At 71.1% G+C, this 24846-nt stretch carries 21 protein-coding genes; 3 read left to right on the forward strand and 18 right to left on the reverse strand.

The genetic code is table 11. The features are described 5' to 3' along the window. Positions 1-95: 95 nt before the first annotated feature. From AXE84_RS00210 to leuC, 7 genes are all read right to left on the reverse strand, one after another. Positions 96-1205 (reverse strand): thiamine-phosphate kinase, encoded by a 1110-nt coding sequence (locus AXE84_RS00210; protein ID WP_060956439.1) that lies wholly within the window; start codon positions 1203-1205, stop codon positions 96-98. After that, the gene (locus tag AXE84_RS00215; protein ID WP_060956440.1) at positions 1192-2358 is read right to left on the reverse strand and encodes a D-alanine--D-alanine ligase family protein; all 1167 of its coding nucleotides are present in this window, start codon (positions 2356-2358) and stop codon (positions 1192-1194) included. Before AXE84_RS00215 ends, AXE84_RS00210 begins: the two co-directional genes overlap by 14 nt. Positions 2359-2443: 85 nt before the next feature. After that, positions 2444-3466, reverse strand: a complete 1023-nt coding sequence (locus tag AXE84_RS00220) for an NAD(P)H-dependent glycerol-3-phosphate dehydrogenase (RefSeq protein WP_060958083.1) — start codon at positions 3464-3466, stop codon at positions 2444-2446. 29 nt (positions 3467-3495) lie between these two features. Beyond that, a complete protein-coding gene (locus AXE84_RS00225) occupies positions 3496-4263 on the reverse strand; it encodes a lysophospholipid acyltransferase family protein (protein ID WP_060956441.1) in 768 nt (255 codons plus the stop codon). 123 nt (positions 4264-4386) lie between these two features. After that, positions 4387-5709 carry a UDP-N-acetylglucosamine 1-carboxyvinyltransferase gene (murA, locus tag AXE84_RS00230; RefSeq protein ID WP_060958084.1) on the reverse strand — a complete coding sequence of 441 codons (1323 nt, stop codon included), beginning with the start codon at positions 5707-5709 and terminating at the stop codon, positions 4387-4389. Positions 5710-5955: 246 nt separating this feature from the next. Next, positions 5956-6609 carry a 3-isopropylmalate dehydratase small subunit gene (gene leuD / locus AXE84_RS00235; protein WP_004565201.1) on the reverse strand — a complete coding sequence of 218 codons (654 nt, stop codon included), beginning with the start codon at positions 6607-6609 and terminating at the stop codon, positions 5956-5958. 81 nt (positions 6610-6690) lie between these two features. Then, positions 6691-8184, reverse strand: coding sequence for a 3-isopropylmalate dehydratase large subunit (gene leuC, locus AXE84_RS00240; RefSeq protein WP_060956442.1), 1494 nt, complete (start codon positions 8182-8184; stop codon positions 6691-6693). A 202-nt stretch (positions 8185-8386) separates the two neighbouring features. On the opposite strand from leuC, the gene AXE84_RS00245 reads away from it, so the two are divergent. Further along, complete coding sequence (locus AXE84_RS00245; RefSeq protein ID WP_010614927.1) at positions 8387-9136, forward strand: IclR family transcriptional regulator; 750 nt, start codon at positions 8387-8389, stop codon at positions 9134-9136. 53 nt (positions 9137-9189) lie between these two features. On the opposite strand, the gene AXE84_RS00250 is transcribed toward AXE84_RS00245, so the two are convergent. The 3 genes from AXE84_RS00250 to AXE84_RS00260 form a co-directional block, all read right to left on the reverse strand. Continuing rightward, positions 9190-10332: a glycosyltransferase family 4 protein gene (locus AXE84_RS00250; protein WP_060956443.1), complete on the reverse strand. Its 1143-nt coding sequence runs from the start codon at positions 10330-10332 to the stop codon at positions 9190-9192. Positions 10333-10414: 82 nt separating this feature from the next. Beyond that, on the reverse strand, positions 10415-10870 hold the full coding sequence (gene nrdR, locus AXE84_RS00255; RefSeq protein ID WP_010614925.1) for a transcriptional regulator NrdR: 456 nt from the start codon (positions 10868-10870) through the stop codon (positions 10415-10417). A gap of 107 nt (positions 10871-10977) precedes the next feature. After that, the gene (locus tag AXE84_RS00260) at positions 10978-11727 is read right to left on the reverse strand and encodes a LysM peptidoglycan-binding domain-containing protein (RefSeq protein WP_060956444.1); all 750 of its coding nucleotides are present in this window, start codon (positions 11725-11727) and stop codon (positions 10978-10980) included. A gap of 213 nt (positions 11728-11940) precedes the next feature. Here AXE84_RS00260 and lexA point away from each other — a divergent pair, with 213 nt between their 5' ends. Then, positions 11941-12729, forward strand: coding sequence for a transcriptional repressor LexA (gene lexA, locus AXE84_RS00265; protein ID WP_060956445.1), 789 nt, complete (start codon positions 11941-11943; stop codon positions 12727-12729). Positions 12730-12802: 73 nt separating this feature from the next. On the opposite strand, the gene AXE84_RS00270 is transcribed toward lexA, so the two are convergent. The 4 genes from AXE84_RS00270 to AXE84_RS00285 all read right to left on the reverse strand — a co-directional run bounded on the left by AXE84_RS00270 (position 12803) and on the right by AXE84_RS00285 (position 19153). After that, positions 12803-13804, reverse strand: a complete 1002-nt coding sequence (locus AXE84_RS00270; protein WP_004565208.1) for an L-lactate dehydrogenase — start codon at positions 13802-13804, stop codon at positions 12803-12805. A 118-nt stretch (positions 13805-13922) separates the two neighbouring features. Then, positions 13923-15983, reverse strand: coding sequence for an ATP-dependent DNA helicase (locus AXE84_RS00275; RefSeq protein WP_060956446.1), 2061 nt, complete (start codon positions 15981-15983; stop codon positions 13923-13925). Positions 15984-15991: 8 nt separating this feature from the next. After that, positions 15992-17632, reverse strand: coding sequence for a GTPase HflX (gene hflX / locus AXE84_RS00280; RefSeq protein ID WP_420480484.1), 1641 nt, complete (start codon positions 17630-17632; stop codon positions 15992-15994). A gap of 147 nt (positions 17633-17779) precedes the next feature. Then, positions 17780-19153, reverse strand: coding sequence for an MFS transporter (locus AXE84_RS00285; RefSeq protein WP_060956447.1), 1374 nt, complete (start codon positions 19151-19153; stop codon positions 17780-17782). A gap of 32 nt (positions 19154-19185) precedes the next feature. Here AXE84_RS00285 and AXE84_RS00290 point away from each other — a divergent pair, with 32 nt between their 5' ends. Further along, complete coding sequence (locus AXE84_RS00290; protein WP_060956448.1) at positions 19186-19803, forward strand: class I SAM-dependent methyltransferase; 618 nt, start codon at positions 19186-19188, stop codon at positions 19801-19803. A 37-nt stretch (positions 19804-19840) separates the two neighbouring features. On the opposite strand, the gene AXE84_RS00295 is transcribed toward AXE84_RS00290, so the two are convergent. The 4 genes from AXE84_RS00295 to miaA all read right to left on the reverse strand — a co-directional run bounded on the left by AXE84_RS00295 (position 19841) and on the right by miaA (position 24842). Beyond that, positions 19841-21352: an MFS transporter gene (locus AXE84_RS00295; protein WP_060956449.1), complete on the reverse strand. Its 1512-nt coding sequence runs from the start codon at positions 21350-21352 to the stop codon at positions 19841-19843. Positions 21353-21399: 47 nt separating this feature from the next. After that, positions 21400-22803 (reverse strand): branched-chain amino acid transport system II carrier protein, encoded by a 1404-nt coding sequence (gene brnQ / locus AXE84_RS00300; protein WP_060956450.1) that lies wholly within the window; start codon positions 22801-22803, stop codon positions 21400-21402. An 82-nt stretch (positions 22804-22885) separates the two neighbouring features. Continuing rightward, positions 22886-23836, reverse strand: a complete 951-nt coding sequence (locus tag AXE84_RS00305) for a diaminopimelate epimerase (protein ID WP_060956451.1) — start codon at positions 23834-23836, stop codon at positions 22886-22888. 10 nt (positions 23837-23846) lie between these two features. After that, positions 23847-24842 carry a tRNA (adenosine(37)-N6)-dimethylallyltransferase MiaA gene (miaA, locus tag AXE84_RS00310; protein ID WP_060956452.1) on the reverse strand — a complete coding sequence of 332 codons (996 nt, stop codon included), beginning with the start codon at positions 24840-24842 and terminating at the stop codon, positions 23847-23849. Positions 24843-24846: the final 4 nt, after the last annotated feature.

Raw genomic sequence — 24846 nt, forward strand, 5'->3', positions numbered from 1 at the left:
TCTCGAGTCCTTCGAGCACGAGGCCGCCGCTGCGCAAGCAGTCGGCGGCCTTTGTCGTACCCGGCATTCCTCAACCCTCAACGGGTGACGGCCTGTCAGGTGTGGGAGAAGTGGTCCCATCCGGTGTGCTCCTGCGCGGGTTCTCCTGCCAGGAGAACGCTCGGCCTGCACCCCGGCATCCCGGCCGACGATTCCTGCGGGCTCAGGACCCGGCCGATCACCCGGGCTCCGGCAGGTAGCCGATCGAGACCGTCCGCCGGGACGGTGGCGAGCAGTCCGTGGTCCTCTCCCCCGGCGAGCAACCAGCTGCGGGCCAGGTCACGAGCGGCCGATCCGTCGTGACCGCTCACGAGCACGGCCACCGACTCGAGGAAGGACGCGTCCGGCAGGTCACCGGGATCATCGAGATCGATGACGACACCGCTGGCGCGGGCAATCCGGCCGGCGTCGCGCAGCAGACCGTCGGAGACGTCCAACATGGAGGTGGCGCCGATCAGCGCCAGCTCTCGGCCCGCCGCCAGGGGCGGGGCAGGGGCACGGAAGGTCTCGATACAGGCCTGAGCCTGGGGGTGCTCCTGACCTGAGGGGACAGCGGCACTTGAACCTGGTACGCAGTCAGTGCCCGCGCTGAGCAGGGCCAGTCCCGCTGCGCTACGTCCCAGGGTTCCAACGTGCACGACGGCGTCACCGGGCCGGGCCCCGCTTCGCAGAACCGGGGCCCGGCCCTCAAGGTCACCCAGGACCGTGACGGACACGATCAGCGAGTCACCGGAGCTGAGGTCACCGCCCACGACGCCCGCCCCGCAGGGCTCGCAGCCCTGGGCCAGCCCTCGGGCGAAGTCCCGTACCCAGCCGACCGGGGTGGACGCAGGCATGACCAGGCCGACGACGAGCGCGACGGGCCTGGCCCCCATGGCGGCGGCGTCGGCGAGGTTCTGGGCCGCGGCCCTGGCCCCGACGTCGCGGCCCGTGGACCAGTCGGTGCGGAAGTGGCGCCCTTCGACCAGGACGTCGGTGCTCACCGCCGTACGTGAGTCGGGGAAGGACAGGACCGCGCAGTCGTCCCCCGTGCCGACGGGGGTCTGCGGGCCGCGGGGCAGGAGGGGGGTGATGACGGCAAGGAGCTCCTCCTCGCTGAGGTCACCGACCCGCGCGTCCTGCCCCACGGCCTCTGCGCCGGATGTGGCCTGCTCAGCGGTTGACATCGGTGGATCGAGCCACGGCCAGCTCAATGAGCTCAGAGACCAGCTCGGTGTAGCCCAGGCCGGAGACCTGCCACATGTAGGGGTACATGGAGAAGGGGGTGAAACCGGGCATCGTGTTGATCTCGTTGACCACCGCCTCGCCGGCCTCAGTGAGGAAGAAGTCGACCCGAGCCAGCCCCTCGCAGCCGACCGCCTCGAAGGCCCGGGCCGCGGTGTCCATGAGGAGCGCGCGCGCCTCAGGGCTGATGCGCGCCGGGCACACCATGGCCACAGCGTCGTGGGCCAGGTACTTAGTCTCGTAGTCGTAGAACTCACCGGCGCCCTGGGAGGCGTCCATGGCGATCTCGCCGGGCTCGGCCACTCGGGGGGCGTCGTCGCCGCGGCCCTGAAGGACGGCGACCTCGACCTCTCGTCCCACGATGCCGCTCTCCACGAGGACCTTGGGATCGACCGCGCGGGCCGCCTCAATGGCTCCGGCCAGGTCCTCGGGGCGGTCGACCTTGCTGATGCCCAGGGAGGAGCCGGCACGGGCGGGCTTGACGAACAGGGGGTAGGTCAGGGACCGACAGGCCTCCAGGATCGCCTCGGGGTCCCGCTTCCAGGCATGGGGACCGACGACGACGTGCGGCGCCGTGGCGATGCCCGCGGCCCCCAGGAGCACCTTAGTGACCTGCTTGTCCATGCCCGCGGCGCTGGCCAGCACCCCGCAGCCGACGTAGGGAATGCCCATCATCTCCAGCATGCCCTGGATGGTTCCGTCCTCACCGTAGGGCCCGTGCAGCAGCGGCAGGACGACGTCGACCTGCCCCAGGACCTCAGGCCCCGTGGGACCGAGGACCGTGAGCTCGCCGCCTCCCAGGGGTGCGGTGAGCCTCCCGCGTCCCAAGCCCTCGGCGGTGATGGTCACCGGGGGGCGGTTGTCGCTGAGCTCGAGGGCGGCCGGATCGTCCTCGACGAGCAGCCACTGGCCCTCGGGCGTGATGCCCACCGGAAGGACCTCGTAACGGTTGCGGTCAATGGCTGACAGGACGCCGGCTGCGGTGGCGCAGGAGATCGTGTGCTCACCACTGCGTCCACCGAAGACGACGGCGACACGCACGGTGGACTTGTCAGAACTGGGCACGGAGGGGCCGGCTTCCTGGAGGACTGTCATAGGTCCCACGCTACCGCGCGGCGCCCCACATGCTGATAACACACAACAAACCCGGAAGAAAGCCGGCTCTCACGGGCCGGGGAGGCTACGCCTGAGACGGCTCCGCGTGCACGCCCTCGGCCTTACGGGGGCGAGCCAGCAGCGCGTCAGTGACCTGCGCGACGCTGGCGGCGCCCTCGACGACGCTGACGACCCCGGCGGTGATTGGCATGTCTACGCCGTGGGCCCGGGCCAGGTCCAGGACGGCACGGGCCGACTTGGCCCCCTCGGCCACGCCCCGGGAGGCCGCAGCGGCCTCGGCCACGCTCATCCCCTCGCCGAGGTGGCGGCCGAAGGTCTGGTTGCGGCTCAAGGGCGAGGAGCAGGTGGCCACCAGGTCCCCCATGCCTGCCAGCCCGGAGAAGGTCTCCGGGCGAGCCCCGAGCTTGAGGCCCAGCCGGGTGATCTCCACCAGGCCCCGGGTGATGATCGTGGCCTTGGAGTTGTCCCCCAGGCCCCGGCCCGCGGCCGCGCCGACGGCCAGGGCGATGACGTTCTTGACCGCCCCGCACAGCTCGACGCCCAGGACGTCGGTGTTGGTGTAGGGGCGGAAGGTGCCGGTGGCGCACAGCGAGGCGATCCGGGCGGCGACCTGCTCGTCGTCGGCTGCCACGACGGTGGCCGTGGGCTGGCCCGCAGCAATCTCGTCGGCGAGGTTGGGGCCGGAGACGACCACGACACGGGAGGTGTCGATGCCCAGCGCCCTGGCCAGGACCTCGCTCATCCGTAGCCCGGTACCCAGCTCGATGCCCTTCATGAGGGAGACGGCCACGGCGTCGTCGGCCAGTACGCCCCGGAGGGGCTCCAGGACCCTCCGGGCCTCCTGGGAGGGCACGGCCACGACGACGACGCTCGCCCCCGCGGCTGCCTGGGCCAGGTCGGTGGTCGCCTTCAGGCCCTGAGGCAGGCGGTGACCGGGGACGTAGCGCTCGTTGGTGCCGGCGTTGATCTCCTCGGCCACCTCCCGGCGCCGGGCCCAGATCGTTGTGGGAGTGCCGGCCTGGGCCAGGAGGCTGGCGAAGGTGGTGCCCCAGGCTCCCGAGCCGATGACGGCCGCGGCCGGGCGCATCGGCGCACTCGTTGCGTGCTCGTCGCTGCTCACTGCCCCTCCTCCTGAGTGTCCGCCTCGGGCAGCGGGTCGGGGCGACGCACGCCGATCTTTCCCTTGCCGGGGTCGCCGTCGTAGTGCATATCGAAGGGGCGGGGGGCCTTCTCCCCGCGCAGTTCCTCCACCAGGGAGGTGATGGCCCGCATGATCTCGGTGGTGCAGGCGCGCACGGCCTCACGGTCCTGGGTGTCCGAGCCGAATCGGGACAGGTCCATGAGCTCACCGATGGTGACGCGCACGTCCTTGCGGGGGAAGGGATGGAAGGAACGCCCGTAGGTGTCCAGGATCTCGTGAGCGCCCCACTGCCCCATGGGCAGGACGGGGGCACCACTGGTCATGGCCAGCCGGGCCGCCCCAGTCTTGGCCACCATCGGCCACTTGAGGGGGTCGCGGGAGAGCGTGCCCTCGGGGAAGATCATGATGGCGCCGCCGTCGGCCAGGACCTCACTGGCCGCCTTGAGGGCCGTGGCCGCGTTCTGCGTGCCCCGCTGGACCGGAATCTGTCCGCCGGCCCGCAGGATGGAGCCGAGCACCGGCACCTTGAACAGGGTGGACTTGGCCAGGGAGTAGACGGGGACATCGGCATCGACCAGGGCTCGCATGGCCGTGAGCGAGTCGAGGTCTGTCAGGTGGTTGGCCACGGCGATGAAGCCGCCCTCGCGGGGGATGTTCTCCAGGCCGGTCACCTTCTGCCGGGAGACCATCTTGAGGAACGGAATGATCGCCCCGCGCGCGGCGAAGCGGTAGAACGGTGTCATGGGGCGTGTTGCAGGCACGGGTGAACTCTATCCGCTTCAGCGCTCTGAACGCGGCCGTCCGAGCCGAGCCCGCGGCCCGCACGGCCCTGGCCTCGCGAGCCCGCAGGCAGGGACCGGCCCGCCTCAGGCCAGGCGGGTGACGGCGGCGTTGAGGGACTCCAGCTTGGACATGAAGTGCTCGTAGCCGCGGTCGATGAGGTTGACGCCCTCGACCCGGCTGGTGCCCTCGGCGGTCAGGGCCGCGATGAGGTGGGAGAAGCCACCGCGCAGGTCGGGCACGACGATGTCGGCACCGGTCAGCGGCGTGGGCCCGGAGATGACCGCGGAGTGGTAGAAGTTGCGCTGGCCGAAGCGGCACTCGGTGCCGCCCAGGCACTCGCGGTAGACCTGGATGGTGGCCCCCATCTTGCACAGGGCACCGGTGAAGCCGAAGCGGTTCTCGTAGACGGTCTCGTGGACGATGGACAGACCCTGGGCCTGGGTGAGCGCCACGACGAGAGGCTGCTGCCAGTCGGTCATGAAGCCGGGGTGGACGTTGGTCTCCACCACAATCGACTTCAGATCCCCACCGGGGTGGTAGAAACGGATGCCCTCATCAGTGACATCGAAGGCGCCTCCCACCTTGCGGAAGGTGTTGAGGAAGGTGGTCATGTGGCTCTGGTGGGCTCCGCGCACGAACACGTCCCCGCGCGTGGCCAGGGCGGCCGAGGCCCAGGAGGCGGCCTCAATGCGGTCCGGCAGGGCCGAGTGGGTGTAGCCGCACAGCTCATCGACGCCCTCGACGTGGATGGTGCGGTCGGTGTCCACCGAGATGATGGCGCCCATCTTCTGCAGGACGTCGACCAGGTCCATGATCTCGGGCTCGACGGCGGCGTTGCGCAGCTCGGTCAGTCCGTGAGCGCGCACAGCGGTGAGCAGGGTCTGCTCGGTGGCTCCGACCGAGGGGTAGGGAAGCTCGATGACGGTGCCCTTGAGACCGTGCGGCGCGGTGAGCCGGATGCCCTGAGCCTGCTTGTCCACCGCGGCGCCGAACTGGCGCAGAATCTCCAGGTGGAAGTCGATGGGGCGGTCACCGATGCGGCACCCGCCCAGGTCGGGGATGAAGGCCTCCCCCAGGCGGTGCAGGAGCGGACCGCAGAAGAGGATCGGGATGCGCGAAGAGCCGGCATGCGCGTCGATATCAGCCATGTGAGCCGACTCGACCTTGGACGGGTCCAGCTGGAGGACGCCCTCGCGCTGGTCGTAGTCGATGCTCACCCCGTGCAGGCTCAACAGCCCCGAGACAACATCGACGTCACGAATGAGCGGGACATTGCGCAGCACCGAGGGAGACGAGCCCAGCAGCGCCGCCACCATCGCCTTGGGAACCAGGTTCTTGGCTCCGCGGACGGTGATCTCACCAGTCAGCGGGCGACCACCCTCGACCTGGAGCAGACCGTCGACCATGCACACCTCCATGACGTCATCTGGGCGTGCCGCGCACGTGAGCCGCTCACCCGTCCCCGCGCAGGCGCGCGAGGCCGTCCCAGCATAAGCGCACAGAAGGGACTCCCATGACCTTTTTCAGGGCCGTATCAGGTGGCCTTCGACTCACAGAAAGCCCCAATTAATACTATCGTAGACCGTGCCAATGCCGATGAAATTCGGAGGAGGAACTCTTCCGCGCGCCGACTTCGAGCCTTCCGGTCCTGCTCAGGGCCGGGGCATGTCCGCGGCCCGGGCCGAGACGACCTCCTGGGCCGGCAGGTGCTTGGCCGGCAGCGTGCGCGGCTTGAAGGCCGGGCGAGCCTCCTCGTAGGCGCGGATGGCGTCCTCCTGGGTGAGGGTCAGGGAGATGTCGTCGAGCCCCTCCATGAGAATCCAGCGGACGTAGTCGTCGATGGAGAAGGCACAGCGGAAGGAGCCGGCCTCGACCGTGCGGTTCTCCAGGTCCACCGTCACCTCAGTGCCCGGCTCGGTCTCGAGGATCTTCCACAGCTGCTCGCAGTCCTCCTGGGAGACCACGCCGGCCACCAGTCCCTGCTTGCCGGCGTTGCCGCGGAAGATGTCGGCGAAGCGGGGCGCCAGGACGACCTTGAAGCCGTAGTCCTTGAGCGCCCACACGGCATGCTCCCGTGAGGAGCCCGTGCCGAAGTCGGGACCGGCGACGAGCACCGAGGCCCGCTTGTAGGCCTCCTGATTGAGAATGAAGTCGGGCTCACCGGCCCGCCAGGAGGCGAACAAGGCGTCGTCGAAGCCCGTGCGGGTGATGCGCTTGAGATACACCGCCGGGATGATCTGGTCGGTGTCGACGGCGCTGCGCCGCAACGGGGCGCCGATGCCGGTGTGTCGGATGAACTTGTCCACGGTCGTTGAGCTCCTTGCCTCTATGCGGCCCCTACCGGGCCTGTCCTCGCCTGTCTGCCTTCATCTCTTGCGCGCCGGCCCCTACTGGACGGTTGCCTCCGGCGCGGCGGAGACCGGCGCAATCGCCGGGACCGTCGGGATATCACCCGAGTTCTGCGCGGCCTCCGGACGCGGCGGCAGGTCCCCCGGGGCCGACAGTGCCCCGCGCACGGCGGTGGCCGCGGCGACGACGGGCGAGACGAGGTGGGTCCGTCCGCCCTTTCCTTGACGCCCCTCGAAGTTGCGGTTGGAGGTGGAGGCCGCACGCTCCCCGGAGGAGAGCTTGTCGGGGTTCATGGCCAGGCACATGGAGCAGCCGGCGTTGCGCCACTCGGCACCGAAGCTCGTGAAGACCCGGTCCAGGCCCTCAGCCTCGGCCTGCAAACGCACTCGGGCCGAGGCCGGCACCACGAGCATGCGCAGCCCCTCAGCCTTCTTGCGCCCACGCACCACCTCGGCGGCGGCCCGCAGGTCCTCGATACGGCCGTTGGTGCACGAACCGATGAAGACGGTGTCGACCTTGATGTCGCGCAGGGGCGTTCCCGGTACGAGGTCCATGTACTCCAGGGCCCGTTCGGCGGCCAGCCGCTCGGTGGCGTCGGCGATGTCCTCGGGGTCGGGGACCCGCGCGGACAGCGGCAGGCCCTGCCCGGGATTGGTGCCCCAGGTGACGAAGGGCTCGATGTCCTCGGCCTGGAGAACCACCTCGGTGTCGAAGACGGCGTCGGGATCGGTGCGCAGGCTGGACCAGTACTCCACGGCGGCGTCCCAGTCCTCGCCGGCGGGGGCGTGAGGACGGCCCTTGAGGTAGTCGAAGGTGGTCTGGTCCGGGGCGATCATGCCGGCCCGGGCCCCGCCCTCGATGCTCATATTGCAGATCGTCATTCGGGCCTCCATCGAGAGCTGCTCGATGGCCCGTCCACGGTACTCGATGACGTGCCCCTGGGCCCCGTTGGTGCCGATCTTGGCGATGATGGCCAGGATGATGTCCTTGGCCCCGCTGCCCGAGGGCAGGTCCCCGTCAATGGTGACGCTCATCGTCTTGAAGGGGGCGATGGGCAGGGTCTGGGTGGCCAGGACGTGCTCGACCTGGGAGGTGCCAATACCGAAGGCGAGGGCCCCGAAGGCGCCGTGAGTGGAGGTGTGGGAGTCGCCGCAGACCACCGTCATGCCGGGCTGGGTCAGCCCCAGCTGCGGACCGACGGCGTGGACGATCCCCTGGTCGGCGTCGCCCAGGGAGTGCAGCCGCACCCCGAACTCGGCGCAGTTGGCACGCAGGGTCTCGATCTGAGCGCGGCTGGTGACATCGGCGATCGGCAGGTCGATGTCCACAGTGGGCGTGTTGTGGTCCTCGGTGGCGATCGTCAGGTCGGGGCGACGCACCGGGCGTCCGGCCAGACGCAGCCCCTCGAAGGCCTGGGGGCTGGTGACCTCGTGGACCAGGTGAAGGTCGATGTACAGCAGGTCGGGGGCGCCGTCGCTACCCTTGGACACCACATGATCGCGCCAGACCTTCTCGGCGAGAGTCATTCCCATCGACTTCATCCTCTCAGCAACAGTGTTCCCGATCCGCCCGCGCTCAGCAGCACCCGACGACGCCACTGACCCGCGCAGACCGCACGAGGCGGCCGCGCCACATCCGAGGCCATAGCCTTGACCTGAAGGATGCTGACACTGCGCCGCCTCCCTGGCGGACCCTAACTTGAAATCTCATACCTTGAAATGCCAGTATCAGATTATGGACAGCCCCTCAGAGAACTCCCCGGAGAACGACAGCAGCGGCGTCGGCGTCATCGACAAGGCCGCCCTGGTGATGAGTGCACTGGAGTCGGGGCCGGCAACCCTGGCCCAGCTCGTGTCCACCACGCACCTGGCCCGCCCCACGGCTCACCGCATCGCGGTCGCCCTGGAGTTCCACCGCCTGGTCACCCGTGACTCCCAGGGACGCTTCATCCTGGGCCCCAGGCTCACCGAGCTGGCCAGCGCCGCGGGCGAGGACCATCTCCTGTCCGCCGCCGGGCCGGTGCTGGCGGCCCTGCGCGACAAAACCCACGAGTCGGCGCAGCTCTACCGCCGCCAGGGGGACGTGCGCATCTGCGTGGCCAATGCCGAGCGCCCGATCGGGCTGCGTGACTCCATTCCCGTGGGCGCCACGATGTCCATGCAGGGCGGGTCGGCCGCCCAGGTGCTTCTCGCCTGGGAGGAGCCCGACCGTCTGCACCGCGGCCTGGTGGGGGCCCGTTTCACCGCCACCATGCTCTCGGCGGTCCGACGTCGGGGGTGGGCTCAGTCAGTTGGGGAGCGCGAGCCCGGGGTCGCCTCCGTGTCGGCGCCGGTACGCGGCCCCGGGGGCAAGGTCGTGGCCGCCATCTCGATCTCCGGTCCTATTGAGCGCATGGGTCGTCAGCCCGGTCGGGTTCACGGGCACGTGGTCATGGCTGCGGCGCGTCGGCTCTCCGAGGTGCTCACCGACATCACCACCGCCTGACGGAATCCGATAACGCCCTCACCTCCGCAACGACTCGCATATCCAGACGCTCCTCAGGCACCCGCCAGGTCGATGGCACGCCGGTAGGTATCGACGTGCATCTGCACCACAGTGCCCCACTCGGGCAAGGGGGCGTTCTCATAGTTGTGGGTCTTGATGCGCTCAAGGAGCTCGTCGTCCCCCAGGAGAGTGGCGAGCTTGCGACCCAGACCGGCGTCGTCGTCAGCGAGGAGGCCATCGACACCGTCGGTGATGAAGTCGCGCACTCCGCTGGAGCGCAGAGCGACGACGGCCAGCCCGGCGCTGCGGGCCTCCAGGGTGGAGATACCGAAGGACTCGGCGGGCGAGGTCTGCAGGTAGATGTCTGCGTGCGTGAAGGCCTGAGCGAGCTCAGTGCGTTCGACACGACCCACGAGCTCGATGCGGTCGGCCAGGCCGGACTCGGCAACCTCCCGGGTGAGTCGCTCACGCAGCGGACCATCCCCATAGATCTTGAGGAGCGCATCGGTGCCGGGAACGCTCCTGACGGCCTCAGCGAAGGCGCGCACGACCTGCAGGGGCCGCTTGCGCTCAACCCATCGCAGGGAGGCCACGACCGTGACCGGCCGGTGAGGCCGTCGCTCCTGGGGACCAGGGCGCTCCAGACGCCAGTTCTCAACGGTGATGCCGTTGGGCAGAACGGTGACAGGGTCGTCAGCCCCGGCACGATGAACGTCGGCAGCGAGCATGGAAGACACGGCCGTCAGGTCGGCGCCGCCGCGCTGCCACATCCGCACAGGACTGCCCGGCCCCAGTGCTCCGGCCACACGCGCCCAGGGTCCCAGGACGCAGTGGAAGGTGACGGCCAGCGGGAGCCGCGCTCGCCGGGCGGCAGCAATGCCGGACCAGGCGAAGGGTGAGACGACGCCGACGTGAGCGTGAACGACGTCGGGACGCAGGCGGGACAGGAGGTCATCGAGCTCGCGGCCGGCTCGAGGATGAACGGGCAGCTCACTGGGCAGATGCGCGGTGGTGCGGTAGACGGGGAAACCATCGACCCTTTCGACGCTGCGGCCACGACCGTCACCGACCGGCGTGGCGGTGACGACGGCGGGCTCGTGGCCGGCCAGCCTCAGGTTGCGGGCGAGATCCCGCACCTGAGTCTCGATGCCGCCCAGCCTGGGCGCATAGCAGTCGGAGACGATGAGGACGCGCATTGCCCCAGTCTGCCACGTCCTGCTTGGGCGCATGCCCCTGACAGAACCCTCACACCGCGCAGACCCTCGTCGGCTGGTGACGTCAGCAGGCCGCCTCGGCGCTGCGCAGCCCGGCGATGGCCTTCTCGAAGTCCTCCAGGGAGTCGAAGGAGGAGTAGACCGAGGCGAAGCGCAGATAGGCGATCTGATCCAGCTCACGCAGGGGGCCCAGGATCGCCAGCCCGACATCGTGGGAGTCGACGAGCGCCTGGCCTCCGGCGCGGATGGCCTCCTCAACCTGGTGCGCCAGAAGCGCGAGCTGATCGTCAGAGACGGGACGTCCCTGGCAGGCGCGCCTAACCCCGACCACGACCTTGTCCCGGCTGAAGGGCTCGACGACGCCGGAGCGCTTGCGGACCGACAGGCTGGCGGTCTCCAATGTGGTGAACCGACGCCCGCACTGCTGACACTCACGACGACGACGGATGGAGGTGCCGTCCTCAGCGGTCCGGGAGTCGACAACGCGCGAGCCGTCATGACGGCAGAAGGGGCAGTGCACGCCTACAACCTCCGAACTCACTGGACTACGTATCAGTCCATCGGAGAGTAAACGCCCGGCGGGCCGCCCCGCAAGCCCGCCTCAAGGTGCGATCCGTGCACGAGTTCTCACGCCGCAGGGATCTCCAGCGTCTGCCCGGCACGGATGGTCGTTCCCTTCAGGTCGTTGAGCTCGGCGATCCGGGCCACCATCCCCGGGACGTCCGCGGTCCCGCTCGCCTCGGCGATGTCCCACAGGGACTGACCGGGACGAACCACCGCGGTGGTGGTATCCGCCTGCACCTGCGCAACCGCCGTAGCGGGGGCCGCCCAGGCCATGCCCGCCAGGGCCCCGATGGCCAGTCCGCTGCATGCGAGCACGAGGGCCGCAGCGATGACCGCAAGACCGCCACGAAGAAGCCGCAGTCCACCTGGGGAGCGCACCTCCGTCCCCACCGCCTTCCGCGGGCGGGACGGGACGGACTCCCCCTGGCCGGGACGCTGAGCGGCGCCACCTCTCCGGCCCTCCTCCTGCAGGGCGCCACGTCGCAGCCCAGCGGCCCGCACCGCCGGGTGCTGCGGGGCCAGCCTCTCCAACTCCGAGCGACGGCCCCGCAGTGCAGCGGGCGCCGCGGGGCGACGCATTGGCGGCGCTGCCGGCAGCGCTGGGACACGACCGGATGCGACCCCGGGGTGCTGCGCGCCCTCGACACTACGCCGAACAGGAGCCTCGGGGACGAAGTCGTCAGTGACCAGCCTCAACCGAGGCCGACGGGAGGACTGCCCGCCAGCCCGGCCACTGGCCGGCCCGACGACGGGCTCATCACTCCGAGCCCGAGAAGCCTGACGGGACGGGAGCGGGATGGCGATGGCACTCACGGCAACCTCCTGAACACATGTTCGACGAACGCTTGTTCGATACATTAGCGCCTGAGAGGCAACACGTCCAGCACATCTTCGAACATGTGTTTGAATCGTGGTCGCGTCGCCGGTAGGCTGGTCATGTCCAAGACGATCACGGACCACCGACATCTATTCCGTGCCCTTGACGCCCCCGGGCCTGAGGGCCGTCCGGCAGGGAGGGCCAGGACTATGAGCACCACAGCACGCCAGGGCGACTCATCGACCCCGATGCCGCACGGCGGAGCCGGCGGTGCTGAGCAGATCAGCGCAGCAGCGGTCGCGGAGGTCATCAACGACCTCGACAAGCGCGCCCGCGCGGTCTATGAGGCCGTCCGCGCGGCCATCGCCACCCACGGCTACCCGCCCTCACTGCGTGAGATCGGCGAGCAGGTGGGCCTGACCAGCCCCTCCTCCGTCAAGCACCAGCTGGACAAGCTCGAGCGCCTGGGCCTGGTGCGCCGAGACCCGAATCGTCCTCGGGCGATGGAGGTCGTCTGCGCCGACAGCGCACCGAGCGGCCGCGCGGCCACCCCCGGCAGCGCTCACGTCTCCTCTCTTGACTCCCCCAGCGTCCCCGGCGTCGAGGACGGGGAGGCGGTCGCCGTTCCGCTGGTGGGACGCATCGCCGCCGGGGCCCCGATCCTGGCCGAGCAGGAGGTCACCGATGTCATGGCCCTGCCCCGCCGCCTGACCGGCGAGGGCGAGCTCTTCATGCTGGAGGTGCACGGGGACTCGATGATCGAAGCCGCCATCTGTGACGGCGACTGGGTGGTGGTGCGCTCCCAGCCCGACGCGGCCAACGGCGAGATCGTGGCGGCCATGATCGAGGACGTCGACGGCGCCTCGGCCACGGTCAAGGTGCTCTCGCGACGCGACGGCCACCAGTGGCTGCTTCCCCGCAACTCCAGCTACGCCCCGATCGACGGAGACCGGGCCACGATCATGGGCAAGGTGGTCACGGTGCTGCGCGCCCTGTAGGCACGCCAGGCCCGCATGACGGAAGGACCGCCCCGTTGACCGGGGCGGTCCTTCCGTGTTTCAGACCGGTGGCTCAGTAGCCCAGGCCGCGTGCGACCTCGCGCAGGTGGTCGGCTGAGGCGGTCAGGCGCTCCTTCTCCTCGGGGGTCAGGGGCAGCTCGAGGCGGCGCCCGGCGCCCTCACGTCCCACGATCGTGGGGACGGCCATGCACACGTCGGAGATGCCGTGCCAGTTGTCCAGCAGCGGGGAGATGGTGAGCACCCGCTGCTCGTCGTTGAGGACGGCGCCGATAATGCGCTGCACGGCCAGGCCGACGGCGTAGTTGGTGGCGCCCTTGCCCTCGATGATGCGGTAGGCGGAGCGGACGACGTCGTGGGCGATGCGCTCACGCTTGGACTCGTCGAACACGCCGCCGTCGAGGGTGGTACCCCACTGGGTGATCGGCACACCGCCGATCTCGGTGGAGGACCACAGGGGCACCTCGGAGTCGCCGTGCTCACCGGCGATGTAGCCGTGGATGTTCTGGACGGCCGTGCCGGTCTCCAGGGAGATGAGGTACCGCATCCGGGCGGTGTCCAGCACCGTGCCGGAGCCGAAGACCTGGTTCTCGGGCAGACCGGTGATCTTCTTGGCGCAGTAGGTCACCACGTCCACCGGGTTGGCCACGAGGACGAAGATGGCGTTGGGAGCGACCTCGACCAGCTTGGGGAGGATCTTCTCCATGATGCCGACGGTGGCGCCGGCCAGCTCGAGGCGGGACTGGCCGGGCTTCTGCTTGGCGCCGGCGGTGATGGCGATGACGTCCGCGTCGCGGCAGATCTCGGGGTCGTCGGAGCCGGAGACGGAGCCGGCGGAGGTGAACTGGATTCCCTGGGCGATGTCGAGGGCCTCGGCCTCGACCTTCTCCTTGACGATGTCCTGCAGCACGACCTCGCGGGCAACGCCCTTGGTCACGCAGGCGTAGGCGAGGGTGGAGCCGACGGCCCCGGCACCGATGACAGCGACTTTGGAGGGGCGGCCGGAACGGTTGGTGGGGTAGGAGCCTTCAGCGGTAGTGGTGATGTGGTCTGACACGTTCTTCTCCTCGATGGGATCTGCTGGGCAGGACCGCAGGGGCGCGAGCACCCGCTCGCGCCAAGCCTACGTGCATATCCTCCCGAGGGGCACATACCCAAAGGCCCAGCCGACGGGTTCACTCCTCCCCCGGGGCATCGGAACGGAGAGCAAGACGCCTCAGAGCGGCACGGACCACATCGGGCTTCGTCGTCGGCCACAGGGCGGGCATGGAGCGGGTGAGAAATCCCCCGTAGCGTGCCGTGCGCAGACGCGAGTCCAGGACGGCGACGACGCCGCGGTCCTGGCTGCGGCGGATGAGGCGCCCCGCCCCCTGGGCCAGGAGCAGGGCCGCGTGGGTGGCCGATACGCTCATGAAGCCATTGCCGCCGGAGGCCACGACGGCGTCGGTGCGGGCCTGGGCGACCGGGTCGTCAGGCCGGGGGAAGGGGATGCGGTCGATGACGACGAGGCGGCAGGTGCGCCCGGGCACGTCCACGCCCTGCCACAGCGAGAGGGTGCCCACCAGGCAGGCCGCCTCGTCCTCGGCGAAGGCCCGTACCAGGGTGGGCAGCTGGTCGTCGCCCTGGGCGTAGATGGGCAGGTCGGTGGCTCCGCGCAGCACCTCGGCGGCCTCCTGGGCCGCGCGCCGAGAGGAGAACAGGCCCAGCATGCCGCCCTCGGAGGCCTCGACCAGGGCGAGCATCTCATCCAGGGCGGCCTCGGAGATGCCGGCACCGGGGCGGGGCAGGTGGGCGGCCACGTAGAGGATGCCCTGACGGGGGTAGTCGAAGGGGGAGCCGACGTCGAGACCTCTCCAGGGCTGCTCGGCCAGGGTCAGTCCCAGGGAGCGGGCCATAGGGTCGAAGCTGTCCCCCAGGGCGAGGGTCGCCGACGTCATGACGCTGGCGCGGCCGTTGAGCAGGTGGCCGGCCACCGATCCGGCGACCTCGATGGGGGCCAGTAGGAGGCGCGGGGGCTCGGCACCCATGCGGGGGCGCTCGATCCAGGCCACGTCGCGTCCCTGGGCCACCGAGTCCGAGGTCATGCGGTCCAGGGCGTCGACCAGGTCCGCGACAGCGGTGCGGGCGACCGCCAAGCCCCCGGCGGCCTCGCTGGAACGGTCGCGCCCCAGGGCGCGGGCCTGGTCGCGCACGTCGGAGGCGACCTGGCGGGCGGCGCCGTCCAGGAGCACGAGCGCATCGTGCAGGGCGGTGGGCAGGGGCGCCTCCAGGCGGCCGTCGGGCAGCTCGGCCAGCGCGAGCTGGAGGGTCTGGCCCGCGGACTCCAGCTCGCTGACCAGCACGGAGGCGTGCTTGCGGGCGGTGGCTGCGGTGCGCGCCACGGCGGCCGCCGACAGGGCGATGGTGCCCTGGGAACGGATGCGGTCGGCCAGCTCGTGGGCCTCGTCGACAATGAGGACCTGGTGGTCGGGCAGGACCCCGGGGTTACCGGCCACGACCACGCCGAGCATGGCGTGGTTGGTCACCACGAGATCGGCCCGGGAGGCGGCGGCGCGCGCCAACTCGGGGAAGCACTCGGACTTCAGGGGGCAGGACTGCCCCAGGCACTCGGCCCGGGAGACGGAGACCTGGGCCCAGGCGCGCTGGGAGACGCCGGGGACAAGGTCATCGCGGTCACCGGTGTCCGTCCTGGCCGCCCACTCGCGCAGGCGGACCACCTGCTCGCCCAGGCTCGCGTCGCTCCCGTGCCCGGCGGCCGGCTGGGCGATGGCGTCCCCGACGCCGAAGAGCGCGGCCTCGTCCTCCTCCGGCGGGTAGCCGCCGTCCAGGCGGTGGCGGCACAGGTAGTTCTGCCAGCCCTTGAGCAGGGCAACTTCGGGGCGGGTGCCGGTGACCTGCTCGACGGCGTCGGCGGCCAGAGGCGCGTCCTTGGTGAGGATCTGCCGTTGCAGGGCCAGGGTGGCGGTGGAGACCACGACCCGGGCACCGGCCTGCACGGCGTGGACCATGGCGGGCACCAGGTAGCCCAATGACTTCCCCGTCCCGGTGCCGGCCTGCACCAGGAGGTGGGTGCCGTCGGCCAGGGTCTGGGCGACCTCCCGGGCCATGGTGGTCTGCCCCTGGCGGGGGCTGCCGCCCATGGTGCGCACCGCGGTATCCAGGACGTCCAGGACCCTGCGGTCGCCGGCGCCGTCAGTGTCAGGCCGGTCCGTGCGGCTCGGCTCGCTCGGGGTCACGGCGCCTCTCAGTCGACGGTGACGCCTGCGGCGGCGCCCTCGATCTCCGCCGCCAGGGCGGCACCGACGCGCGCGACGACGTGAGTGCCCGCCTCGACGTAGTCGACCGTGTCGATCTCCCCCTCGGCGTGGACCCGGGAGACGAGATCCCCACGGGAGTAGGGCACCACGACGTCGATGCTCACCTGCGGGTGGGGCAGCATCTGCTCGATGCGGGCGCGCAGCTCCTCGATCCCCTCCCCGGTGCGGGCCGAGACCGCGACCGCCCCGGGCAGGCCGGTGCGCAGCGCAGCCAGGGTGACGGCATCGGCGAGGTCGGTCTTGTTCAGGACGATGAGCTCGGGCACGTCCAGGGCGCCGGGGATCTCGGACAGGACGGTGCGCACGGCGGCCACCTGGCTGAGGGGATCGGGGTGGGCAGCATCGACGACGTGCAGCACGAGGTCGGCCCCGGCCACCTCCTCCAGGGTGGAGCGGAAGGCCTCAATGAGCTCGTGGGGCAGGTTGCGCACGAAACCGACGGTGTCAGTGAGGGTGTAGGTGCGTCCTTCGGAGGTCTCGGCCCGCCGGACGGTGGGGTCGAGGGTGGCGAACAGGGCGTCCTCAACCATGATGCCGGCCTCGGTGAGGCGGTTCATGAGGGAGGACTTGCCGGCGTTGGTGTAGCCGGCAATCGCCACCGAGGGGATGGCCCCGCGTCGGCGCGAGCCCCGTTTGGTCTCGCGTGAGGGCGCCATGGCCTGGATCTCGCGGCGCAGGCGGGCCATACGCTGGCGGATGCGGCGCCGGTCGAGCTCGATCTTGGTCTCTCCGGGGCCGCGTGAGCCGATGCCCTGACCGGCGGCCACGCGGCCTCCGGCCTGTCGGGACATGGACTCGCCCCATCCGCGCAGGCGCGGCAGGAGGTACTCGAGCTGGGCGAGCTCGACCTGGGCCTTGCCCTCTCGGGACTTGGCGTGCTGGGCGAAGATGTCCAGGATGAGGGCGGTGCGGTCGACGACCTTGACGCCGACGACGTCCTCCAGGGCTCGGCGCTGGGAGGGGGCGAGCTCGCCGTCGACGATGACCGTGTCGGCGCCGGCCGCGGCCACGACGTCGGCCAGTTCACGCGCCTTGCCGCTGCCCAGGTAGGTGGCGGGATCGGGGTGGTCGCGCTTCTGGATGAGGGCGTCGAGGACCTCGCTGCCGGCGGTCTGGGCCAGGGCGGCCAGCTCGCGCAGGGAGGTGTTGGCGTCCTGGGTGTCGCGCACCTGGCCGCTTACGCCCGGTGCGCCGGTGGCCGGGCCGTGGGGCCGGGGCAGCTCCAGGCCGACCAGGACGACCTTCTCCAGGCGGACCTGGCGGTACTCGACCTCGCTGACGTCCTCCAGCTCGGTGGACAGTCCGGCCACACGGCGGCGGGCGGCGCGGGCCTCCCGCTCCAGGGCGCCGTCGTCGAGGCCGTCGGCGTAGCCATCGGCGTGCTCGTGCTGGGCGGCGGTGGAGGCCAGGGCGGTTCCGGTTCGGGACAGGACCCGGGCCACAACGTCATGGACATCGTGAACGTCCTGAACGTCACGGACGTCGCGGTCCTCATGAGCGTGACGGATGTCTGCTGCGTCCTCAGGGGTGGAGGGGATGCTGGGGGTCGTGGAGTGGTGATGGGTCACAAATTGTCCTTCGTCGTATGCCTGCGCCCCTCCGATGGGGCGCGTTGGTTCTGGCGGGGAGCGGCGCCGGCCGCCGTTTCAGCGCATACGAAGGATCCACATGGGGGCGATGGTACTGCCCGCGGGCGCGTGGGGCCACCTGCGCGCTCAAGCGGCGCGTCGGGCCAGCAGCGGGGTGAGGAGGAGCCCCACGGCGAGCATGACGAGCGTCGGCCACAGCCGGTCCGTCTCGACACCGGCTGCCGTGGGGGCAACGAAGGCCGCGGCGGCCGTCCCCAGGACGGCACCGCCGGCCGCACCGGCGATCGTCACGGCGGTGGCGGCCTGGGCGTGGGTGATGCCGTCGGGCCGGGCGGGATCGGTGACGATTCGGTTCATGGTGTCCAGGTGGGTCAGGCCCATGCCGATGCTGGCCACGCCGTATCCCACGGGCAGCCCCCACCAGTGCGGTCGGCCCAGGACCGTGATCACCATGAGCGTGGCTCCGACCACGAAGAAGACCGCGGCCAGCGTGGTGCGGCGTCGGTAGGCCTCCGGTTCTCGCGCCGGGCGGGCCCCGCAGGCGATCGCGACGACCGACCAGCCGACGCCGCCGGCGGTCAGCGCCCAGCCGGTCTGGGTCGGGGTCATGCCCAGGACGTCGTGGGCGCTGGGGGCCACCAGGAAGTCCAGGGTCAGGAAGAAGGCGCACACCCACAGCAAGGTGGCGATGCCCGCGCGCCGGCCGGGTACCAGGCGCAGGGTCCCGGCCGGCAGGACGCGTGAGCAGGACCAGAGCACCAGGGCGGTGCCGATGGCGACGCCGGGCCAGAACCAGGGGTTGGAGGCGCGCAGCGCACCGATGAGCGCCACGCCCGCGGCCATAGCCAGGGCGGGCAGCCATGGCACCGCCTCGTCGCGCCCCGTCTCCTCATCCAGGCTGAGGTCGCGGATCTGGGTGGCCATGACGGCCCGGGCCGCGACGAGCACGGGCAGGTAGGCCACGAGGGCCCAGCGCCAGCCCCAGGAGGCGCTGACGCCGGAGGCGTAGACGGGGCCGGCCAGGGCCGCCACGACCCACATGCCCGAGCCCGCCGCCAGGCACAGTCGTCTCCAGGCGTCGGGCAGGCCGGCAACCATGACCCCCATGGTCGCGGTCGCCAGGGCCCCGGCTGCCAGCCCCCGCAGGATCTCCCCGAGGACGTACACCCCCACGTTCGGGGCGAGGGCTCCGACGACGGCGCCGACCACCAGCAGGACGGTGAGCGCGGTCATGAGGCGGGCCGGCCGCCACCGGGTGAGCATGGCCCCGCCCAGCGGCATCGTGAGGAAGGCGGGGACCTGGGCCGCGGCGGTCACCAGACCGTAGGTGTTGCGGGCGCCCATCTCGGTGGCCAGCAGCGGCAGAACCGTCTGGTTGAGGTAGACCTGCATGCCCGCCAGCAGCTCGACGACGAGCACCGCCATCGCCAGGTGCCCCACCCGCGAGCCCAGGAGCGCCCCGATCGACGGACTGCTCGAGGAGCTGGGCGGGGCGGTCATGCCCGTCAGAGTACGCGGGTAGCCTGGCGGGTGTGAGCGAGCACTACTTCACCGCCTCCCCCGCCGTCGAGCCCGAGGAGCGCACCCACCGCTTCTCGATCCGCGGCGTCGAGCACACGGTGGTCACGGCCTCGGGCGTCTTCAGCGCCGACCGCCTCGACAAGGGCACCCAGGTCCTCCTCGACCACGTCCCCGATCCGGCCCAGACCGGCACGTTCCTCGACCTGGGCTGCGGATGGGGGCCGATCACGCTGGCCCTGGCCGGCGCCGCTCCGCAGGCGCGGGTCCTGGCCACCGATGTCAACGAGCGCTCCCTGGCCCTGACCGCACGCAACGCCACTGCCGCAGGCCTGGACAACGTGCGGACCGCCCCGGCCGACGCACTGCTGGCCGAGCTGCGCCAGAGCTCGACGCCGGTGGATCTCATCTGGTCCAACCCTCCGGTGCGCATCGGCAAGGAGGCCCTGCACACCCTGCTACTGGACTGGCTGGCGCTGCTGTCCGACGACGGCGAGGCCTGGCTGGTGGTGCTCAAGAACCTGGGAGCCGACTCCCTGGCGACCTGGCTGAGTAACCAGGGCTGGGACGTGAATCGAATGGCCTCCTCGAAGGGCTTCAGAGTCCTGCGAGTGCGCCGCCGGCACGGCTGACACGCCGCCGGGCCGTGCCCGGACGGGGCCCGCCCGACTACCGGCGTCGTCGCCTCGCCAGGCGCAGGTCGATGACGGCGACCCCGGCGGCAACGGCGATGGTGGCCACGACAGCCAGCAGGCCGGCTTGGGCGGCGGCCTCCCAGCCCGAGGAGTGCGAGACGCGGAAGGTCAGGCCCGTGATGACGGCGATGCCGATGGAGGCGCCGATGCGCTCACCGGTCTGGAGGATGCCGCCCGCGGCCCCGGCGTACTCCAGGGGGACGTCGGCCAGGGAGAGGGTCTGGTTCGGGGAGACCACGAGACCCTGCCCCACTCCGAGCACCAGCAGCGTGAGGGTCAGCCACCAGGGGCTCCAGCCCGCGCGCGCGTGCATGTGCATGATGCCGATGCTCCCCAGCAGCCCGACCATGCCCAGCACCATGCCACCGAGCACCATGGCCCGCCCCACCCGGATCACCCGGCGGCCGGCGACGGCGGCGGCGATCGATCCCGCCAGGGCGGCCGGGACTCCGATGAGGCCGCTGACCAGCGCGGTGGATCCCAAGCCGGCCTGGACGTACTGGGCCACGATGATCCACACGCTGGTGTAGCCCAGGAAGTACACGGCGATGGCCAGGCTGCCGTAGGCGAAGGAGGGGATGGCCAGCAGGCTGAGGTCGACCATGGGGGCGCCGCCCCTGGCCCGGTAGCGCTTCTCCCAGGCCACCCAGGCGCCGATGACGCCGATGCCGGCGGCCTCCAGGCCCCAGATCCAGGCGCCGGCCGAGGCCTCCATGAAGGGGATCATGATGAGCAGCGTGCCGACGGCGAGCATCCCCATCCCCACCGGGTCGAGATCGACCCCGCCGCGGTGGGCGGCCCCGGCGGCGCCGGCACTCCCAGCGGCGTCGCTGTCGGGGCTGTCCGCCTGTTCCGTCTGAGGCGTGTCGCTGCCCCGGCGCCAGGCGGAGGCCGGCAGGTAGCGGCGCGCGGCCCACACGCCGACCAGGGTGAGGGGGACGTTGACGAGGAAGGAGGCGCGCCAGCCCCAGTCGTCCCCGAGCCAGCCGATGAACCCGCCGCTGAGCACGGGCCCCAGCGCCACCGAGACCCCGATGACGGCGCCGAAGAGCCCGAAGGCGCGTCCTCGGGCCTCACCGGAGTAGTACTGCTGGATCATGCCGGTCACCTGCGGGTTGAGCAGCCCTGAGCCGATTCCCATGACGACTCGGGCCAGGTTGAGGGTGACGACGTCAGGGGCGAGCCCGGAGGCCAATGAGCCGACCCCGAACAGGATCATGCCGATGACGAAGATCCGGCCTCTGCCCATGACATCACCGGCGCGACCGGCCGGGACGAGGACGACGCCGAAGACGAGGGAGTAGCCGGAGACGACGAGCTGCAGCCCGGCGGTGCCCGCACTCAGGTCCTGGGAGACGGCCGGGAGGATGACGTTGACCGAGGAGACGGCCAGCAGTGTGACGAAGGCGGGGATGAGCAGTGTCGGCAGGAGCCGCTGGTGCTCGGGCGCAGTCACATCGCGGGCCGGGGGTGGTGAGCTGGGCACCCTCAGAGGCTACCGCGCGCAGTGTCGCTCAGAGCCGCACAGGCCCCTCAGAGCTGTGAGGCCGCCGCGTGCTCGACGTCGTGCTGGACCTGGCTGGGCGGTTCCCCAGGCACAGGCGTGGACCACGCGCCTGAGCGCACGTCGAGGGCGATTCCGATGCCCAGGGCGATGAGCGCCGGCAGGATCCAGCCGGTGGAGTCGCTCCACAGGCCGGTGCGCGCGAGCAGCCTGCTGGGGCCGTCCCAACCGGCGGCGGTGATCGCGGAGACGGATCCGAAGATCCCGGCCGTGATGACGCACCACTGGTAGGCGGCCCGGAGCCGCCCGGGGGCCAGAGCGTCGACGAGCGTGACGGCGACCAGGGCGATGGCGAAGGGATAGAGCAGGTTCAGCAGCGGCCCCGCGATCTTGAGGATGGCGCTCAGTCCCAGGTTGGCCAGGGTGAAGGAGACGATGGCGCAGGCGGCGAGCTGCCGGTTGAAGGAGACCGCCGGCCAGGCGGTGTAGGCGTAGCCGGCCCAGGAGGCCAGCAGGCCCACCGCGGTGGTCAGGCAGGCCAGGATGACGATGGCGGCGAAGATGACGACGCCGGAGGTCCCCAGAGTCGAGGCGGCCGCGTTGCGCAGCAGCTCGGTACCGTCCTTGGTGTCGGTGGTGATCTGCCCGCGGGTGCGGGTGCCCAGCACGGCCAGGCCGATGTAGACCAGCCCCAGCAGCGCCGCGGCGATGCCTCCGGACAGGATGGTGCCGCGTACCAGTCTCCTGGGCGAGGTCAGGCCACGTTCGCGCAGGGAGGTGATGACCACGATGCCGAAGACGCTGGCCGCCAGGACGTCCATGGTGAGGTAGCCCTGGGTCAGCCCGGTGGTCAGGGGCGCACTCGCGTAGGGCTCGATGGCCTCCCGCTCCACCCCGGGGGCCATCACCAGGGTGACCCCGCACAGCAGGGCCAGCAGGGCCAGCAGGGCGGGAGTGAGCCAGCGCCCGACGCGGTCGGCCAGGCGGCTCGGGCTGAGGGCGATGCTGAAGGACACCCCCATGAACACCGTCACGTGCACCAGCAGGGCCAGGCGGGAGTCCTGAATCCCCAGCAGCTCGAGCACCGGGCGGGTCGCCAGCTCGTAGGCGACCGTGGTCACGCGGGCGATGGCGTACAGCGGGCCGATCGCCAGGTAGACCGCCAGCGGCATGACGGTGCCGAATCGGGGTCCCACTCTGCGAGCCAGGCCCAGGATCCCCTCACCGGAGGTGGAGACGGCGACAACGGTGATGAGCGGCATGAGCACACCGGTGGCGAGGAAGCCCACCATGACCGGAATGAAGGACCTGCCCGAGGCGGCGCCCAGCAGGGGCGGGAAGATGAGGTTGCCTGCCCCGAAGAACAGGGCGAAGAGCATCAGGCCGGTCGGCAGGACGGCGCCGACGGCGGAGCGTGTGGATGGCTGGCTCATAGTGGTGGTCGGTTTCTCTTCTCGGATGTGGCGTCGGTGCGACGTCCGGGAGCAGTGCGGATGGCGGCGGGGCTGAAGGTCCTCAGGCGACGGTGATCCGCCCGGTGATCGTCGCCGGGCCGGTCAGCAGCACGCTGCTGTCCGCACCCAGGGGGTCGGAGCCCACGTGGACCCCGATCTCTCCGCCGGGAACGAGCAGTCGGTAGTCCTCGGGAGCGCCCGGACCGGTCCAGGCGTGCAGGGCGACGGCGACGGCGCAGCACCCCGCTCCGTAGGAGAGGGACTCCCCCACGCCGCGCTCCAGGACACGCATACGGGCGACACCCACCGATGACTGGGTGTCGGGGTCGGTCTCCTCCCCCAGCGGCACGACGAGCTCGAGGTTGGTGCCGACCTCGGGGGCGGGCTCGTAGGCGACCGGGTCCGCGGAGTCGGTGAGCCCGGCGAAGGCAGCCGCCTCGAGCTCGCCCTCCTCCCCCAGGGCGACGACGGTGTGGGGGCCGGCGATCTCCACGCTCAGGGCGGCCCGCGGCCCGTCCAGGCCGGGGACGACGACGGCCGTGTCCCAGCCCTCGTCCTCGGCCTCCTCGGGGCTGGCCAGGCGGGCCGGCCCCATGTCCACGGTCCACAGCTCCCCCAGGCGGGTGATGGTGCGGGCCCCGCCGCGTGTGCCGATGGTGACGGACTCGCCGTCGGCGATGGGGCACAGGCCCTCACGGTCCAGGACGTGGGCGAACAGGCGTGCGGCGTTGCCGCACATCTCGGCCACGGTTCCGTCGGCGCGGTAGTAGTCCATGAACCACTCGGCCTCGGGCACGGAGGCGGCGAAGGCTCCGCCGCCGGGCAGGGCAGTGGTCCGTACGACGCGCACAAAGCCGTCGGCGCCGATGCCGCGGTGGCGGTCGCAGACCGCTGCGATGTCGGCGCCGCTGATGGCGACCTCGCAGCCGGGGTCGACCAGCATGAGGAAGTCGTTGAGGGTCGCGTGGCCCTTGATGAGCTCACGACCGCGAAGGCCTGTCGAGTGCGGCATGGCCCCTAGCCTAAGCGACGCCGCGATGCTCGCTGACGAACTCCCATGCCCGCCGGGTGAGCCGGGAGCGCTCGGAGTCGGTGCACTGCCCGGTCTCGGTGAGGGCGACGTCGATCCAGTGCAGCCGTGGGTCACGCCGGAACCACTTGATCTGGCGGGAGGCGAGCTGGCGGGTGGCCAGAGCGGTGGAGTCGACCGCCTCGGGCACGCTCATGGTCCCGTCGATGACCGCGAGCGCCTGGGCGTAGCCGATGGCGCGCGGGGCGGTCTCCCCCTCCCGGAAGCCCTGGTCGATGAGGGCCTCCACCTCCTCGACCAGGCCGCCGTCGAACATGGCGCGGGCCCGCTCGTTGATGCGCTTGTCCAGGAGCCGGCGCTCGCAGCGCAGGGCGATGTGGACGGTGGGGGCGATGTCCTCGTAGCGGGGCAGGGAGGCGGAGAAGGGACGGCCGGTGATCTCGATGACCTCGAGGGCCCGCACGATCCTGCGGGTGTTGGAGGCCTCCACGCGCTCGGCGGCGACCGGGTCGAGGCGGGCCAGCTCGGCGTGGAGGGCGGCGGCTCCCTCCCGCTCGGCGCGCTCGCTCAGGCGGCTGCGCACGGCCGGGTCGGTGCCGGGGAAGTCGAGGTCGTCGGTCAGGGCCCGCACGTACAGGCCGGAGCCTCCGGCGATGATCGGCAGGTGGCCCCGTGACTCGACGGCGTCGATGTCGCCGCGGGCGCTGCGCTGGAAGGCTGCCACGGATGCCCTGTCCCTGACGGTGAGGACGTCGATCTGGTGGTGGGGGACGCGGGCCCGCTCGGCGGGGCTGGGTTTGGCGGTGCCGATGTCCATGCCGCGGTAGAGCAGGGAGGCGTCGGCGTTGATGATCTCGGCGCGGATCGCCGGCTCGTCGGTCTGTATCTTCTCGGCGAGGTCGAGGGCGAGGGCGGACTTGCCGGTGGCCGTGGGGCCTACGACGACGACTCTGGGCAGACGGGGGGCGCGCGGGGACCCTGGGCTCATGGGG

The sequence above is a fragment of the Actinomyces oris genome, from assembly GCF_001553935.1.
GTDB lineage: Bacteria > Actinomycetota > Actinomycetes > Actinomycetales > Actinomycetaceae > Actinomyces > Actinomyces oris_A.

What these genes read in the sequence shown, in the direction of transcription:
- murA (WP_060958084.1), bottom strand. Translation starts at nt 5,709, where the DNA reads ATGGTCGACGGTCTGCTCCAGGTCGAGGGTGGTCGCCCGCTGACTGGT.
- AXE84_RS00245 (WP_010614927.1), top strand. Translation starts at nt 8,387, where the DNA reads ATGGACAGCCCCTCAGAGAACTCCCCGGAGAACGACAGCAGCGGCGTC.
- AXE84_RS00250 (WP_060956443.1), bottom strand. Translation starts at nt 10,332, where the DNA reads ATGCGCGTCCTCATCGTCTCCGACTGCTATGCGCCCAGGCTGGGCGGC.
- lexA (WP_060956445.1), top strand. Translation starts at nt 11,941, where the DNA reads ATGAGCACCACAGCACGCCAGGGCGACTCATCGACCCCGATGCCGCAC.
- AXE84_RS00225 (WP_060956441.1), bottom strand. Translation starts at nt 4,263, where the DNA reads ATGACACCGTTCTACCGCTTCGCCGCGCGCGGGGCGATCATTCCGTTC.
- AXE84_RS00305 (WP_060956451.1), bottom strand. Translation starts at nt 23,836, where the DNA reads ATGCCGCACTCGACAGGCCTTCGCGGTCGTGAGCTCATCAAGGGCCAC.
- leuC (WP_060956442.1), bottom strand. Translation starts at nt 8,184, where the DNA reads ATGGGAATGACTCTCGCCGAGAAGGTCTGGCGCGATCATGTGGTGTCC.
- AXE84_RS00210 (WP_060956439.1), bottom strand. Translation starts at nt 1,205, where the DNA reads ATGTCAACCGCTGAGCAGGCCACATCCGGCGCAGAGGCCGTGGGGCAG.
- brnQ (WP_060956450.1), bottom strand. Translation starts at nt 22,803, where the DNA reads ATGAGCCAGCCATCCACACGCTCCGCCGTCGGCGCCGTCCTGCCGACC.
- AXE84_RS00220 (WP_060958083.1), bottom strand. Translation starts at nt 3,466, where the DNA reads ATGCGCCCGGCCGCGGCCGTCATCGGCTCGGGAGCCTGGGGCACCACC.
- miaA (WP_060956452.1), bottom strand. Translation starts at nt 24,842, where the DNA reads ATGAGCCCAGGGTCCCCGCGCGCCCCCCGTCTGCCCAGAGTCGTCGTC.
- AXE84_RS00285 (WP_060956447.1), bottom strand. Translation starts at nt 19,153, where the DNA reads ATGACCGCCCCGCCCAGCTCCTCGAGCAGTCCGTCGATCGGGGCGCTC.
- AXE84_RS00215 (WP_060956440.1), bottom strand. Translation starts at nt 2,358, where the DNA reads ATGACAGTCCTCCAGGAAGCCGGCCCCTCCGTGCCCAGTTCTGACAAG.